Genomic DNA, 14,490 nt, shown 5'->3' with positions numbered 1-14,490 from the left:
CCTCAGGGCTCGTCGACGACAAGCGATACGAGCAAGGTCGAAACGCGTTGCAAGCGGGCGTCGTCGGCGCCGGTCAATTCCCGCAGCAGCAAGCGCTTGTCCTTGCGCTCGAGGCCTGCGGCCTTGACGTCGCCGGCGAAGCCGCGCCGCGGAGTCAGCGCGATCGCGGCCGGACCGGCATCGACCCTGGCGATCTGTGCCTGCTGCGCCAGCCGGCGCAGGGCGGCGATCGCCAGCAGGCGCGCAGCTTCTTTGGGAAGTGCGCCGAATCGATCCTCCAGCTCCTCGGACAAGGCCTGCACCTCTTCCGGCGCGGCGGCGCGTGCAAGGCGCATGTAGAGGTTGATGCGGATGTCCTCCTCGGGGATCCAGCTTTCCGGAATACAACCGGACAGACCGAGGTTGAGCTCCGGCATCCAGGCATCGACAGTCTCGCCACGCGCGGTGCGGACCGCCTGCTCGAGGAGATGCTGGTAGAGGCCGGTGCCGATCAGCTTCATGTGCCCGGCCTGCTCCTCTCCGAGCAATTCGCCGGCGCCCCGCAGATCGAGATCGCGGGCGCTGATCGCGAAGCCGGCGCCGAGCTGATCCATCGCTTCCATCGTGCGCAGGCGCTTCAGGGTCGACGGCTGGATCTGCGCCTCCGGCTCGGTGAGCAGCACGAGATGGCCCCGGGCGCGGCCACGCCCCACCCGGCCGCGCAATTGATGAAGCTGGGCGAGCCCGAACATGTCGGCACGCCAGACCAGCATCGTGTTGGCACGTGGGATGTCGAGGCCGGCCTCGATGATGTTGGTGGCCAACAGCACATCGCCGTCGCCCGCTGCGAAGCGGACCATCGCCTCGTCGATCTCCGCCGCCGGCAGCTTGCCGTGCGCCTTTCGGACGACCAGGTTGGGCGCCAGCTCCGCGAGACGCTCGGCCATCGCCGCCATGTCCTCGATCCGCGGGACCACGACGAAGCTCTGCCCCCCTCGCCTCTTCTCGCGCACCAGCGCGCCGCGAACGACATCGGGCGTGAAAGCGACAACCTCGGTGCGGGTGGCGAGCCGCCGCGCGGGGGGAGTCGCGATCAGCGACAGATCCTGCAGACCGACCAGCGCGGATTGCAGCGTCCGCGGGATCGGCGTTGCAGTGAGGGTCAGGACATGGCCGCCCTCGGCCAAGGCGCGCAGCTTGGCCTTGTCCGCGGCGCCGAAACGCTGCTCCTCGTCGATGACGACGAGGCCGAGATCGGCGTACGAGACGGTCTTGCCGGCGATCATCTTGGTACCGACGACGATTCGGATCGATCCGTCGGACAGGCCGGCTTTCACCGCCTTCGCCTCCGATGCCGAGGACAGGCGCGAGAGCCCGGCCACTTCTACGCCGATCCGGGCGAAGCGGCGGCGGAAGCTTTCGACATGCTGGCGGACGAGAACCGTCGTCGGCGCGACGACTGCCACCTGCTTTCCGGCGAGCGCGGCGATGGCGGCGGCGCGGAGCGCGACCTCGGTCTTGCCGTAGCCCACGTCGCCGACGACCAGCCGGTCCATCGGCTTCCCGGACGCGAGATCGGCCTGCACCGCCTCGATCGCGCGGAGCTGATCAGCGGTCTCGCTGTAGGGAAAGCCGGCGGAAAAGCGTTCATAGTCCGCCGAAGGCGGATCGAGCACGGTTGCCGTCTTGCTCTCCCGCTCGGCGGCAATGGCGATCAGCTGCCGAGCGGTTGCGGCGATCGTCTTGTCGATGTCGCCGCGCCTTTTCTCCCAGCTCGATCCGTCGAGCCGGTCCAGCGTCACGGCGTCGGCATCGGCGCCGTAGCGCCACATCCTCGCACCGTCCTCGACGGGGACCAGGCGCGTCGCCCCCGCGGCATATTCGAGACGAAAGGCATCGCTCTCCGCCTCGGCCGCTTCGATGGTCTCGAGCCCGCGGAGGATGCCAAGGCCGTGATCTTCGTGAATCACCGCGTCGCCGACGTGGAATTCGGCATTTTCCTGGAGAAGCAGGTTTGCGTTCGATGCCGACCCCGATGCGGCCGCCCGGCTGCCGAGCAGATCGGCGGCGGCGATCACGGTAAGCCCCGCCTCGCTCCAGCCGCGGTCGACGTCGGCCACGAGCGCCAGCAGGGATCCGCCACCGGCGCGGCGCACCTCGGCAAAGGTCGCGACCCGCTCGGGAGTTTCGCCGGTCGCGCGGACCATGCGTCGGGAAAGGAAGCGGACGTCCCGCTCGGATCCTACCACGACGATCGTGTCGCCAGCCTCGCGCGCCTTGCGTGCGGCGGAGAGAAATCCCTGTTCCGGACGCCGTTGCTCGACGAAGCGCAGTCCCGCTTGCTCATCCCCTGCGGCAAGATCGATCCGCTTGCGGCCGACGAGCGCTTTCTGCCAATCGCCGCGCTCGACCAAAGCGAGCCGGGCCGACGCCCCGCCCTCGCGCGCAAGATCGAGCATCAGGTCCCGTCGCTCGCGCGCGTCCGGATCCAGCGCCGCCGCGGCGCCGGGAACATGATCGAAGATCGTGCCGGCATCGTCGCCGGGGGCCGATTCCGACGCGGGAAGAAGGACGAGTTGCTCGAGCGGTGCATCGCGGCCGAGTTGGGTCACCGGATCATAAGGGAGGATCTCGTCGATTTTGCCGTCGGCGAGGTGGATCCGGACCGGTTCTTCGCGGTCGGCAGGGAAGATGTCGATCGTTGCGCCACGGACCGCATATTCGCCGGGCTCGTCGACCCGGTCGTCGCTGAAGTAGCCGAGCGATTCGAGCCGCGCGGCAAACGCCTCGCCGTCGAGCGTATCACTCAGGCCGAGATCCAGCCGCTCCGCGCCGAACCCGTCCGAAGGCGGAACCCGGTGTGCCGCGGAGGCCGCGTCGGTGACCAGCAGAATCCGGCGTTCGCCGCGGGCACGAAGCGCTGCCATGGCGGCAACCCGCCGGCCGGCAATGGCCGGGGACGAACCCTCGCCTGGCAAGCCATCGGGTGCGGGCAGCCAGATCACCTGTGCGTCCGAGAGCGCCGCACAGGCCCGAGCGACCGCCTCGCCACGCTGTTCGTTCGACAGAATAGCGATCACGTCGCCGGTCTCGGCCGCGTCGCACAGCCGGGCGACGGTCGGCCCGAGCGCCGCATGCGCTTCGGCCGCCCGCTCGTCTTGCGTGACGCCGTCTTCCGACGCCGCCGCGGGCGTTACCTGGAACATGCAGGAATTCCTCGAATTGGGTTTCGCGCCAACGCCGGCAGCGCTCAGGCGTTCCTTGAAGAAGATGCGTCGCGGAGACGCTGTCCGATCTTGCGCGCATAGACATCGCGCTGACTGACACCGGCCTCGCCGGCAAAGGTCCACCATCCGAGCTGAAAGGCAAGGTAGCAGGCCAGCAGGAGATCGATCAGCGCAACCGGGCGACTCGACATCACCGCCTCTGCGAGTCGGATGATCTCCTCCGGCGCAAGATCGAACTCGATCGCGGCACCCGCTATGTCCCAGGCGATATCCTGGCAGCCGATGAGATCGTGCGCCTGCGCATGATCGACGGCATCGGTCTTGAGAACGCCCTGCGGGGTCTCGAGCCATTCCCAGCGATGCAGCCGCGCGTCGACATGGACCGGCTGCACGGCGGGTTGCAGCGCTTCGACGCGATCGTCCGTCCAGGGATCAAGCAGGCCGGTTGCCTCTTCTCCGAGCCCCTCCCGAAGATTGTGGCGCGCCATGTCGACGAGCTGACGAAGCGGCGCACCGCTGGTCTCCGCGGGAAAGTGGCTGGCGCGGAAGGACAGATAGGCTGCCAGACAGGAGACAGGCGGCGTGACCTGCCGTCCGTGCACCCAGCGTTCGAGCAGGAAGCCGTGGCGAAGCGCCAGCGGCTCGGGAGCGAAGCCGGCTTCGAACAGGCGACGCGCACGACCAAACTTCGCCGTGGAGAGCGCATCAAGGCCGACGAACTTGAGGAGGAAGCGGCCCTGATCTGTCTGCAGGAGATATTTGCGCGATTCGCGGCCGGGATCGGCGGGTGCGTCGTGCCAGGGCGACCGCGTACGCCATGCCCCGCCGGAAAGATCGTCCAGCGGCTCGGTTGCGGGGCCGGTCAGATCCTCGAACCAGCGCGCCAGCGGCATCGGCCCGGCAAGGAGCACATCGTCGAACGCGGCGACGAGCCGCGGCCGTGCGTTCCAGCGGGTGCGATGGTCCTCGCGCGCCTGCGGGCCGAGATCGCCGGCGTGGCTCGGCATGAACAGGATCCGATCGGGTGCGACCCCCTGCTCTTCGAGCCAGTCGGCCGTCCCGCCGAACGAGCTTCCCGACAGTCCCGGCCCTTCGTCGACGATTGCCACCGGCGCGTCGCCACTCTCTGCGATGCGAGACTCCAGCGCCGGGCCTGCCGCGATCCGGCGGTCGAAAAAGGCCCCGCCAGGCCGGACGGTGAGCACGGCCTTTGCCTTCGATGCCGCCGCCGCGAGGGCGGCAAGGCCGCCGCCGATGCTCCTCAGGCCGATGACGAGCGCGCCCGGCGGCAGTGCACGCGCAGCCTCCAGGTACAGTTCGGGGTAGACGGCGTAGAAGGCATAGCCCTCGCACCGCCGGAGGGTGAGCGCCCCGTTCTCATCAAGTGCGGAGAGCGTGGCGAGATCGGGCACCTGCTGGTCTTCGAACGCACTGCGCCAGGATCGGTCGATGGCCGTTGCGGCGGCGATCGACGCCGCCGTCACCGCATCCTGCGCAGGCGACGGCGCGTCCACTCCCGTTTCCCGAAGTGCTTCGTCGGCAATGCCCTGCAGGAGTTCGGAAAGCGAGAGGAACAAGGCGACGCAGGCGCTATGCCAGGTTAGGCCCGGTTCGGCGGAGTCGAGCACTGCCGCGGCCGCGCGCACCTCCTCCAGCAGAGCGGCGCGTGTCACCGCCCGCTCATGATCCCCGTAAACCCACATGATTCAGTCGAACGAGATGTGCCGCATCCCGGGTCCGAACACGCAAGCGGGCAGGAAGATGCACCGCCCTGCCCACCCATCGAAGATCAGATCTCCCAGCCCTGGCGATATTGCCGGTCCAGGAAGGCATTGGCCTCGGGCACATTGGTGACGCGGCCGGCAACGCCGTCATATTCAATCGGCTGTTCGGCCCGCAGCGCGACCACCCCGAGCAGCATGGTTTCGTTGAGCAGACCGGCTTCGGCGAACGGATTGGAGATCTTCTCCTCCCCACGAATCGCACGGATCCAGTTCATCTCGTGGCCGCCCATGCCCTCGCGAATCCGCGGCAGCGACTGCGGGATCGCAGCAGCACGCTCGTCCAGCCCCTCGCCGATCAGGGTGGGATTGGATCCGTAGGTCTCGTGCATCAGCATGCCGCGTTCGCCGACGAAGAGCACGCCGCCGCCCGGATCCATCTTCTTGCCGGCCGGGAGGCCGAGCGGTGTCGCCGGCATCAGCCCACCGTCATACCAGGTGATGTGCACCGGCCCGCTCTTGGCCTTGCCGAATTCGTAATGGGTGACGCTTGCGAGCGGATAGGACGTGATCTCCTCGGGCGGCTTGCCGTCCCAGCCGTTGGTGTCGCCGCCCCAGCGGCTGTGGCGGGTCTCGATGCGAGTCGGAAGCCCGGTCTCGAGCGCCCACACCGGGAAATCGAGCAGATGAGCGCCCATGTCGCCGAGCGCGCCGACGCCGAACGGTGCCCAGCCGCGCCAGTTGAAGTGGCCGTAATCGGGGTGATAGCCCCAATCGACATTCGCCGGCCCGACCCACAGGTCCCAATCGAGGCTCGGCGGCGCCGGGACCGCGGCGGGCCGTGCATCCCCTTGCGGCCAGACCGGCCTGTTGGTCCACACATGGACCTCGCGCACCGCACCGAGCAGCCCGCCGCGGACCAGCTCCACGACGCGGCGGCCGTCGTCGCCGGAATGGCCCTGATTGCCCATCTGCGTGACCAGCTTCGGATTCTTCCGCGCGAGATCGAGCAGCATCCGGCCTTCGCGGACGCTGTAGGTCAGCGGCTTCTGCACGTAGACGTGGAGGCCCCGCTCCATCGCCGCCTTGGCCGCGAGCGCGTGATGATGGTCGGGAGTCGCGATCAATACGGCGTCGATGTCCTTCCGGCGATCGAGCATCCGGCGGTAGTCGGCAAATTTCGCGGCCTTGTCGTAGGCCGCCTTGAGGGCGATTCGCTCGGGCGACACCACGCCGTCGCTGCCCGGCCGGAAGGATTGCGCGACATGTTCGAGATCCACGTCGGCCATGGCGACGATATTCTGACTGGTGAGCTTCGACATGTTGCTGGCGCCCATGCCGCCGGCGCCGATCACCGCGACATTGACCTTGTCGCTCGCGGCAATCTTGCGAGTCGCGGCCGAGGCACCGCCCGGAATCGCGGCGAGGCCCGCCGCAGCGACCGATCCGGCAATGAATGTGCGCCGGGTGGTCGCCTGCGCCGCCTTGTGATCCGATCCGTCCATAGACCCACTCCCTCTTTCTGCTTTGCGCTCATGTGGACGAGCGCGACCCTTGAGAGCAAGTCTGTACTGACAGCGTCGGACAATGTTACGAGGGCGCCATGATCATCGCAGCCGCCCTCGTCCTGCTCGCGCAGGCCCCCGCCGCCTCGGCTCCCGCCGCAGACCCCGCAAAGCCCCGCCCGGAGGACACCGAACAGTGGAAGCCGGTACCCGAAACGGTGCGCCCCGGCCCCGCCGTCGAGATCGCGCCGCCTTCGGACGCAATCGTGCTGCTCGGCAGCGCCGGCCTCGGCGAATGGGCATCGGTGAAGGACGGAACGGCGGCGCAGTGGCTGTTCGACAAGGGCGTCATGACGGTGAAGAAGGGCACCGGAAACATCCAGACGAAGCGCAGCTTCACCAATTATCAGCTCCATCTCGAATGGCGGATCCCGACAGGAATCACCGGCTCCGGCCAGGCGCGCGGAAATAGCGGTCTGTTCGTCGCCTCCACCGGCGGCGGAGATGCCGGCTACGAGCTCCAGATTCTCGATAGCTACGAGAACGAGACCTACGTCAACGGCCAGGCCGGCAGCGTCTACAAGCAGCTCGCGCCGCTCGCCAATGCCATGCGCAAGCCCGGCGAGTGGCAGAGCTACGATATCGTCTGGACCGCGCCGACCTTCGGCGCGGACGGTGCCCTCAAGAGCCCGGCGCGACTCACCGCCTTCCACAACGGGGTGCTGATCCAGGACAATGTCGTGCTTCGTGGCGAGACGACCTATGTCGGCCAGCCCCAGTACAAGGCGCACGGCCCGTCTCCGATCAAGCTGCAGGACCACGGCGATCCGAGCGCGCCGATCAGCTTCCGCAACATCTGGATCCGCGAGCTCTGAGGCGCGCCTGCGCCCTGACATTGGCGGCCGCTGCGATCGCGGCCGCCGGTCCCGCTACAGCGCGAGAGGCGTGGAAGCCGCTGTTCGACGGCAAGTCGCTTGCCGGCTGGACCGCCAAGATCACCGGCGAGGATGTCGGCAACGACCCCCTTGGCACCTTCCGTGTCGAGGGCGGGGCGATCCGGGTCTCCTATGACCGCTACGAGCGATTCGCAGGGCGCTTCGGGCATCTCGCCTACCGCCTTCCGTTCTCGGCCTATCGGCTGCGCTTCGAATACCGATTCGACGGTGCCTATCTGCCGGACGTCGAACCCTGGCAGCACAGCAACAGCGGCATCATGTTCCACGGCCAAGCGCCGAGCACGATGACTCGCGACCAGCAATTTCCGGTCAGCCTGGAGTTCCAGTTGAACGGCGCGGACGGCCCGAAGCCGCGGCCCAGCGGCAATCTGTGCACGCCGGGCACCAATGTCGTGATCGGCGGCAAGCTCGAGACCGAGCATTGCATAAAATCGGGGGGGCCGACCCTGCCGAACGGCCGCTGGATCAAGGCGGAGCTGGAGGTCCGCAAGAACGGGACGATCACCCACTGGATCGAAGGCAAGCCGGTGCTCACCTATTCCGCGCCGCAGCTCGATCCTGCCGACTCCGACGCGCGCGCCGTGATCCACCGCGCCGGCGGGGTCCTCGCGCTTTCCGGCGGTTACCTGTACCTGCAGAGCGAGGGCCACCCGATTTCGTTCAGGAAGATCGCGCTTCTGCCTTTGGAGTGAGCTCCGTCGGCGGCGCCGATTCCGCCATCTGCCGCCGCCATTCCCGGCGAAGGGTGGCAGCACGGGGGCGATAGCGTTCTTCCAGAAACTCGGCATCGACGACGCGGTCGCTGCGAAAGGTGCGAAAATCCTCGCGGGTCTCGCACCAGCCGACCAGAACCCGCGCGTGGTGAAGATAGCCGATCGCAATCGGCCAGATCGTCCGCCGGCTCACCGCACCTTCGGCATCGCAATAATGAAGCGCAATCTTGCGCTGCGCGCGGATCGCCGCCCGCGCCGCCGCAATGTCGATCCGGTCCTCGGCGTGGGCGAAGCCGGGCGGCGTCGCCGACACCGGTTCGAGCACGAAAGACCGAAGATGCTCCGGCACCGTCGCCGCGATCTTCGCCACGAGATCATCGGCGGCGCGGGCAAGCACGGGATCGCCGTGCCGGGCGACCCATTGGGCGCCGAGCACCGCCGCCTCGATTTCCTCAGGCGTCAGCATCAACGGCGGCATGTCGAACGCGCCGTCGAGCACATAGCCGATGCCGGCCTCACCGCGAATCGGAGTGCGCTGGCCGATCAGCGCCGCGATGTCACGATAGACGCTGCGCTTCGAGACTTCGAGTTCCGCTGCCATCGCGTCTGCGGTGACCGGGCGACCACTGCGCCGGAGGATCTGCACGATCTGGAACAGCCGGTCCGCGCGCCGCATCGTTTGGCCTCCCTGTCGCCCGTTCGCAGCAACGTGGCAGCAGGTGCCTGCCGCTGCAATGGCCTCGGACTCCGTGGGTTGGCGACCGTCCTCTCGGCGCCACGAAGGGGCACCGGGCTCGCCCCCCGTGGTTGAGGAGAGCCGGCAAGAGGCGCTGAAGGACGGTCGCCGAGAGGGATATTAGTCCGTTTCGGATCTAAGTCGAGACGCATGTGGAAAGCATAGCGCGCGTGGAACCCGACTTTGTCCCATGGCGGGATGCCAACCACGCGGAAGCCCAGTCCGCGTCTGTTCGGACCAGTGCCTCTCAGCCCTCTTCCATGTCCAGATAGGCAACGACATCATTGTCGGTGGCGAGCCAGAGGCCCGCCTGCACCGCTTCCGGCTGCTGCCGGGCGACTGCGAGCGCCTCCTCGAGCGGACCGTAGAACAAAGTCTGTGCGATCGGATCGCCTTCGTCGAGATGATAAAGGCGTACGGTGGCAGTGGCAGAAACGGTGCGCATCGGTTCTTCCTGGCGCTGCGCGGCACCGGCCGCAAGTCAGTCGGTCTTGCGGATCACAGACTCGACAGTGGCAACCTTGAGCCCGAAGCGATGGAAGACCATCCGGTTTGTGGCGGTACGGGCGCCGGACCCCAGCCTGATCCACTGCTCCACCGACGGCCCTTCCCGCATCCGGTAACGCAGATGAAGGAGGTTGCCGTCGAGCTCGCCGGTGACGGTGCCGCGCACGTCGCTGATCGTGCCGGTGACCCGATTCCCGCCGGCGCGAACCAGTCGCCAGGTTCGGCGGCGGGGCGGCTTACCGTCTTCCTCCACCACCTGTTCGAGGCGAAGTGCGCCGTCCGCGTCGAGACGGCCGCGACTGCGATCGCGCATCGCGTGGGTTCCGGACATGATCACAGTGACGGTTCCGGCGCCTTCGGTGGTGCCGATGAAGAATCGTTCCAGGGGCTCAGCAGGCGCCGGAGGTGCCAGAGCCATCAGGGCGAAAAGCGCGGTGAACAAGATGGGCACTCCAGGAAAACACTGCGACATGGCCGTCTTCCAGCAGAAGCTAGACCAACCTTTTGCAAGTGGGAACTGGTCGCCTCCCCTTTACTTCGCATACGAACTATCTATTCCGACGGGATGACCGTCACGAACAGCGAAGGCGAACGACCCACCGGGAGAGGCCCCCGCCTCGTCTACCTGCTAAACGTCGCTCAGCGCCGCGTGCAGGCGGCGATCCAGGGCGAAGGCGAGGGCACCACGGCCGCCCGCGCCGGCTTGCTGATGGCGGTCGGCGAGCGAGGAGCGGCCATGGCGCAGCTCGGACCGATGCTCGATCTCGGCGCGCCGGCCCTCTCCGGGCTAATCGATCGGTGCATGAAGGCCGGTCTCGTCGAGCGGCGCCCCGATCCCGGTGACGGACGCGCCTGGTTCGTCGTCCTGACGGAGGCCGGCCGCAAAGCGCGCGTGCAGGCGATCGAGGGCGCCCGGGCGCTCAACGCGCGCCTGATCGAAGGCTTTACCGATAACGAAGTCGAAGCCGTTGCGCGCTGGCTTGAAGCCGTGCGCGACCGCTTCCCACGGGAGAAAGACAGATGAGCGAACATATCAGGATCAGAAATGCCGAGGGCGTGCTGACGCTCGTGATGGACCGGCCGGACAAGAAGAATGCTCTGACGGACGCGATGTACCGGGTGCTCGCGGACCAGATCGCGGGTGCGCAGAACGATGCCGATGTGCGGGTCATCGTGCTTCGCGGCGAAGGCGAGATGTTCACCGCCGGCAACGACATCGGAGAATTCGCTGCTGCGGCGGCGGGGGGCGCCGAGCTCGGAAATGTCGGCCGCTTCATCAAGGCGCTTGCAGCCAACGAAAAGCCGCTCGTCGCCGCGGTCCAGGGCCGCGCGGTGGGCGTCGGAACCACGATGCTGCTCCATTGCGACCACGTCGTCCTGGCCGAAGATGCGCAGCTCAGCACGCCGTTCGTAAGCCTGGCGCTCGTGCCGGAGGCGGCATCGAGTTTGCTGCTGCCGGCGCGGATCGGCCATCTGCGCGCTTTCTCGATGCTCGCCTTGGGCGAGCCTGTCTCGGCGGCGGATGCGATCGCGTGGGGCCTTGCCAATCAGGCAGTGCCGGCGGCGGAGCTGCAGGCCGCAGCGGAGGGCATCGCGCAGCGCCTTTCACGCCAGCCGCTTGGCGCGATCATGGCTACCAAGCGGCTGATGCGGGACGCTGCAGGGATCGCTGCGCACATGGACGTTGAGACGGCTCAGTTCCTGACCCGCCTCGGGACACCGGAGGCACGGGAGGCGTTCATGGCGTTCGCCCAGCGCCGCGCGCCCGATTACACCCAATTCCGTTGAACCGGCATTCTCTTAAGTCCGAGACTGATGTCGGGGGTCTGCGCTCAGGCGTGGGCGGCAGATCCTCGTCATCGTCGTCATCGCCGAAAATGACGAGCAGGAGGATGAGGGCAAGAACCCCGACACCGACCAGAATATAGGTGGTGCTCAGCGCATTGCCGCCGACCGTCTCCAAGGACGGCGCGACTTCGGAAACCGGGCCGCGGCGGATTGGGCCGCGGCGACAGTGGGTGCGACGACCAGCGCGATGGCGGTGCCGGCCGCGAGCAGAATCTTCGCCACGGTCTCTTCCTTCCTGAGGAGGCGCTCTCACCACGGACTCGCGCGCTTCCCTCTTTCGACCGGGCTCCCGGGCCCGATCCATCGGGGAAAACCCGGATCGCCCTGCGACCGGCCCGATCTGCCACGGCCGGACCTGCGAAGTACCGGTTGCGGAACAAGTGCCGCGCCGCGCGTTCAGGCCTGACAAATGCCTGGAGGTGATATGGACATCGTGAAGCTGCCGCCCGGCGTGCGGGCATCCGAAGAGAGCGACTGCATCCGGATTCAGGAGATGCCCGGCGGACGTTACAGCCTGGGCGGATCGGTGCTGTCGCGCTGCGGCGAGGACGAAGCGCCGGAATCCGTCTCGCTGATCGGAGGCGACCTCTACGCGACGTACGAGGATGCCGAAGGCGCAGGGCTTGCCTGGGCGAGCGAGCATTGTGCGGAAGTGCTCTACGTGAGCCGTTCCGCCGGCACCGAGCCCCTGCCCGACGTGGCCTAGAGCTCCAGGCGCTGACGCGACGGCGGCGCAAAGCCAAGGCGCGCGCCCGTCTCAGGCGCTATCGCGGACGGGGATCATGCATTAGCCTCCCTGCAAAAGGGGATGGCGGCGAACAGACACATGCGGCGATCGCGAGCTTCACCCGGGGCGACCGCCTGACATGGCGGTTTCCGCGCATGATCCCGATGCCGCTCTCGTCTCGGCAGCGGTTGCGGGCGACCGCGCCGCCTTCGCGGCGCTGCTCGAACGTCACTACGATCGCATCCACGGCCTTGCCTGGCAGATGACCGGATCCCGTTCCGATGCCGACGACATTGCACAGGACGTCTGCTGCGCGTTGGTCGAGAAGATCGGGAGTTTTCGAGGCGAGGCGAAATTCAGCACCTGGCTGTGCGGCATCGTGTTCAACGCGTGCCGCGATCTTCGCCGTCGCCGCCGATCCCTCGGAAGCTTCACCGAGCGTCTGGCCGTGCTCGCCGGGCTGGCACGGGTTCCGGATGGGCGCGACGCGCATGACGCCATCTGGCTGAGGAGCGCGATCGCGCGGCTGAAGCCCGCCTATCGGGAAACGGCGTTGCTGGTCGCCGGTCAACAGCTCAGCCATGCCGAGGCAGCCGAGATCCTCGGCGTCAGCGAATCCACCATCTCGTGGCGGATGCACGAGATACGGCGGCTGCTTGCCGAACAGCCAAGCTGAGGATCGCAAAAAGTCGCGCCGCCTCCCAAGGATTTCCCGGGCACGCACGTCCCAGTGACATGCGGACGAATGTGCGCCGCTGTCACCAGGGAGAGTCTCATGCTTCGCTTGCACCCCGCCCTCACCGCCGGAATCGCCGCGGCTGCGCTTGCCGCCTGCGCGCGATCGGGAGTCGAACAGCCCTCGGCCCCGCCCGAACCTGCTCTTGCCGCGGCGGATCAGAACATCACCGTCACCGGCCAGAGGGTGGAAGCCCCCGTCACCATGGCCTTCCCTGATGCGTCCGTTGCGGAGATGGCACCGGTACAGGGAATCGTCGCGGCGCCATCGCGTACGGCGAAATACGCGCCATTGATGGAGCAGCGCTTCGCCCCTCCACCGCCGCCGCAAGGACGGGATCGCTTCACCGCCACGCCCGAAAATCCGTTCCGGGTGGCGTCAGAGGATCCGGTCTCGACCTTTTCGATCGACGTCGACACGGCGTCTTACGCCTTCGTCCGTGCCTCGCTGGCGGGCAACGTGCTGCCGCAGAAGGCTGCCGTTCGGACCGAGGAGATGATCAACTATTTCCCCTACGATTATCGCGCTCCTCGCAGTGCGGCGGAGCCGTTCAGCAGCGCGATCTCCGTATTCCCGAGCCCTTGGTCGCCCGGCCGCAAGCTCGTGCGGATCGGCATCAAGGGCTATGCGGTCGAGCAGGCCTCCCGTCCCCGGGCAAACCTCGTCTTCCTCGTCGACACGTCCGGATCGATGAACGCGCCGAACAGGCTGCCGCTCGTTCGCCAGGCGCTGTCGATGCTGCTCGATCGCCTGCACCCCGACGACAGCGTTGGGATCGTAACCTATGCGGGCACCGCCGGGACGGCGCTCGAGCCGACATCGGCCCGGCAGAAAGCCAGGATTCGGGCGGTGATAGACAGCCTTGGGGCGGGAGGCAGCACCGCCGGCGCCGAAGGCATTCGCCAGGCCTATGCGCTGGCCGCACGGAATTTCGATCCCAAGGGCGTCAACCGGGTCATCCTCGCCACCGACGGCGATTTCAACGTCGGCATCACCAGCCACGACGAGCTCAAGGGCTTTGTCGAGCGGGAGCGGAGCAAGGGCGTGTTCCTTTCGGTGCTCGGCTTCGGCATGGGCAATTACAACGACGCGCTGATGCAGGCACTGGCGCAGAACGGGAACGGCGCCGCCGCCTATATCGACACCGTTGCGGAGGCCCGCAAGACGCTGGTCGACGAAGCGACATCGACCCTGTTCCCGATCGCCAAGGACGTGAAGATCCAGGTCGAGTTCAATCCGGCGAGGGTCGCCGAATACCGTCTGATCGGCTACGAGACGCGCCTGCTGCAGCGCGACGATTTCGACAACGACAAGGTCGATGCCGGCGAGGTCGGCTCCGGCCAGAGCGTCACCGCATTGTACGAAATCGTTCCGGTGGGTGGCCCCCGCGTCATCGCGCCCCGCCGCTACGGCGAGTCCGCGCCGACACCGAGCACCGGCGGAACCGCGGGCGAATACGGGTTCGTGAAGATCCGCTACAAATTGCCGAAATCCGACACCAGCCGCCTGATCTCGACTCCGATCGACCGACGATCGGAAGTGGCACGGTTTGCCGACGCGCCGGAGGATGCCCGCTTCGCCGCCGGAGTCGCCGGCTTCGCCGAGCTGCTCCGCGGCGGCCGCTATACCGGCGCGATGGGCTATGAAGACGTGCTGCAGATCGTCTCCGGCGCGCGCGGCCGCGACGATTTCGGCTATCGTGCGGAATTGCTCCAGCTCATCCGCGCGGCCCAGGCGGCACGATCGCTGCCAAGCTGACCGGGATGCCCGTCGGCGCGGGAGGTGCGATCCCGCGTTCGACCGGCGGACGCAACTTGCTATAAGGTTGCCCGATG

At 67.5% G+C, this 14,490-nt stretch carries 14 protein-coding genes; 7 read left to right on the top strand and 7 right to left on the bottom strand.

Features of this window, described 5'->3' with window-relative positions:
* Nucleotides 1–2 precede the first annotated feature (2 nt).
* From C7I55_RS12900 to C7I55_RS12890, 3 genes are all read right to left on the bottom strand, one after another.
* Nucleotides 3–3,185: a DEAD/DEAH box helicase gene (locus tag C7I55_RS12900; protein WP_106513397.1), complete on the bottom strand. Its 3,183-nt coding sequence runs from the start codon at nucleotides 3,183–3,185 to the stop codon at nucleotides 3–5.
* Between the two features lie 44 nt (nucleotides 3,186–3,229).
* Nucleotides 3,230–4,879, bottom strand: a complete 1,650-nt coding sequence (locus tag C7I55_RS12895) for a hypothetical protein (protein WP_158266409.1) — start codon at nucleotides 4,877–4,879, stop codon at nucleotides 3,230–3,232.
* Between the two features lie 116 nt (nucleotides 4,880–4,995).
* Nucleotides 4,996–6,432 (bottom strand): Gfo/Idh/MocA family protein, encoded by a 1,437-nt coding sequence (locus tag C7I55_RS12890; protein WP_106513395.1) that lies wholly within the window; start codon nucleotides 6,430–6,432, stop codon nucleotides 4,996–4,998.
* A 98-nt stretch (nucleotides 6,433–6,530) separates the two neighbouring features.
* Here C7I55_RS12890 and C7I55_RS12885 point away from each other — a divergent pair, with 98 nt between their 5' ends.
* Both C7I55_RS12885 and C7I55_RS12880 read left to right on the top strand, forming a co-directional pair.
* Nucleotides 6,531–7,307 (top strand): 3-keto-disaccharide hydrolase, encoded by a 777-nt coding sequence (locus tag C7I55_RS12885; protein WP_106513394.1) that lies wholly within the window; start codon nucleotides 6,531–6,533, stop codon nucleotides 7,305–7,307.
* A 20-nt stretch (nucleotides 7,308–7,327) separates the two neighbouring features.
* The gene (locus C7I55_RS12880) at nucleotides 7,328–8,080 is read left to right on the top strand and encodes a 3-keto-disaccharide hydrolase (RefSeq protein ID WP_199192818.1); all 753 of its coding nucleotides are present in this window, start codon (nucleotides 7,328–7,330) and stop codon (nucleotides 8,078–8,080) included.
* Here C7I55_RS12880 and C7I55_RS12875 read toward each other — a convergent pair.
* From C7I55_RS12875 to C7I55_RS12865, 3 genes are all read right to left on the bottom strand, one after another.
* Nucleotides 8,049–8,777: a helix-turn-helix transcriptional regulator gene (locus C7I55_RS12875; protein WP_106513393.1), complete on the bottom strand. Its 729-nt coding sequence runs from the start codon at nucleotides 8,775–8,777 to the stop codon at nucleotides 8,049–8,051. The two genes, C7I55_RS12880 and C7I55_RS12875, sit on opposite strands and share 32 nt — an antisense overlap.
* 307 nt (nucleotides 8,778–9,084) lie before the next feature.
* On the bottom strand, nucleotides 9,085–9,282 hold the full coding sequence (locus C7I55_RS12870) for a hypothetical protein (RefSeq protein WP_106513392.1): 198 nt from the start codon (nucleotides 9,280–9,282) through the stop codon (nucleotides 9,085–9,087).
* Nucleotides 9,283–9,318: 36 nt separating this feature from the next.
* Nucleotides 9,319–9,786 (bottom strand): DUF3833 family protein, encoded by a 468-nt coding sequence (locus C7I55_RS12865; RefSeq protein ID WP_158266408.1) that lies wholly within the window; start codon nucleotides 9,784–9,786, stop codon nucleotides 9,319–9,321.
* A 123-nt stretch (nucleotides 9,787–9,909) separates the two neighbouring features.
* Between C7I55_RS12865 and C7I55_RS12860 the strand changes: the two genes are divergently transcribed.
* Both C7I55_RS12860 and C7I55_RS12855 read left to right on the top strand, forming a co-directional pair.
* Nucleotides 9,910–10,368 carry a MarR family winged helix-turn-helix transcriptional regulator gene (locus C7I55_RS12860; RefSeq protein ID WP_106513390.1) on the top strand — a complete coding sequence of 153 codons (459 nt, stop codon included), beginning with the start codon at nucleotides 9,910–9,912 and terminating at the stop codon, nucleotides 10,366–10,368.
* The gene (locus C7I55_RS12855) at nucleotides 10,365–11,132 is read left to right on the top strand and encodes an enoyl-CoA hydratase (protein ID WP_106513389.1); all 768 of its coding nucleotides are present in this window, start codon (nucleotides 10,365–10,367) and stop codon (nucleotides 11,130–11,132) included. The genes C7I55_RS12860 and C7I55_RS12855 overlap by 4 nt, the downstream gene beginning before the upstream one ends.
* A gap of 147 nt (nucleotides 11,133–11,279) precedes the next feature.
* On the opposite strand, the gene C7I55_RS29220 is transcribed toward C7I55_RS12855, so the two are convergent.
* A complete protein-coding gene (locus C7I55_RS29220; RefSeq protein WP_269845211.1) occupies nucleotides 11,280–11,414 on the bottom strand; it encodes a hypothetical protein in 135 nt (44 codons plus the stop codon).
* A gap of 202 nt (nucleotides 11,415–11,616) precedes the next feature.
* Here C7I55_RS29220 and C7I55_RS12850 point away from each other — a divergent pair, with 202 nt between their 5' ends.
* From C7I55_RS12850 to C7I55_RS12840, 3 genes are all read left to right on the top strand, one after another.
* On the top strand, nucleotides 11,617–11,898 hold the full coding sequence (locus C7I55_RS12850) for a hypothetical protein (RefSeq protein WP_106513388.1): 282 nt from the start codon (nucleotides 11,617–11,619) through the stop codon (nucleotides 11,896–11,898).
* Nucleotides 11,899–12,058: 160 nt separating this feature from the next.
* Nucleotides 12,059–12,595 (top strand): RNA polymerase sigma factor, encoded by a 537-nt coding sequence (locus C7I55_RS12845; protein ID WP_106513387.1) that lies wholly within the window; start codon nucleotides 12,059–12,061, stop codon nucleotides 12,593–12,595.
* A 99-nt stretch (nucleotides 12,596–12,694) separates the two neighbouring features.
* Nucleotides 12,695–14,413, top strand: coding sequence for a vWA domain-containing protein (locus tag C7I55_RS12840; RefSeq protein WP_106513386.1), 1,719 nt, complete (start codon nucleotides 12,695–12,697; stop codon nucleotides 14,411–14,413).
* Nucleotides 14,414–14,490: the final 77 nt, after the last annotated feature.

Origin of the sequence: Allosphingosinicella deserti, from assembly GCF_003012735.1 — a bacterium.
Classification (GTDB): Bacteria; Pseudomonadota; Alphaproteobacteria; order Sphingomonadales; family Sphingomonadaceae; genus Allosphingosinicella; species Allosphingosinicella deserti.
This window is presented reverse-complemented; position numbering and strand designations above follow the sequence as displayed.

Bases quoted from the DNA above. Each gene is read 5' to 3' on its own strand.
- C7I55_RS12845 (WP_106513387.1), top strand. From the start codon at position 12,059: ATGGCGGTTTCCGCGCATGATCCCGATGCCGCTCTCGTCTCGGCAGCG.
- C7I55_RS12890 (WP_106513395.1), bottom strand. From the start codon at position 6,432: ATGGACGGATCGGATCACAAGGCGGCGCAGGCGACCACCCGGCGCACA.
- C7I55_RS12900 (WP_106513397.1), bottom strand. From the start codon at position 3,185: ATGTTCCAGGTAACGCCCGCGGCGGCGTCGGAAGACGGCGTCACGCAA.
- C7I55_RS12870 (WP_106513392.1), bottom strand. From the start codon at position 9,282: ATGCGCACCGTTTCTGCCACTGCCACCGTACGCCTTTATCATCTCGAC.
- C7I55_RS12860 (WP_106513390.1), top strand. From the start codon at position 9,910: ATGACCGTCACGAACAGCGAAGGCGAACGACCCACCGGGAGAGGCCCC.
- C7I55_RS12855 (WP_106513389.1), top strand. From the start codon at position 10,365: ATGAGCGAACATATCAGGATCAGAAATGCCGAGGGCGTGCTGACGCTC.
- C7I55_RS12885 (WP_106513394.1), top strand. From the start codon at position 6,531: ATGATCATCGCAGCCGCCCTCGTCCTGCTCGCGCAGGCCCCCGCCGCC.
- C7I55_RS12840 (WP_106513386.1), top strand. From the start codon at position 12,695: ATGCTTCGCTTGCACCCCGCCCTCACCGCCGGAATCGCCGCGGCTGCG.
- C7I55_RS12875 (WP_106513393.1), bottom strand. From the start codon at position 8,777: ATGCGGCGCGCGGACCGGCTGTTCCAGATCGTGCAGATCCTCCGGCGC.
- C7I55_RS12850 (WP_106513388.1), top strand. From the start codon at position 11,617: ATGGACATCGTGAAGCTGCCGCCCGGCGTGCGGGCATCCGAAGAGAGC.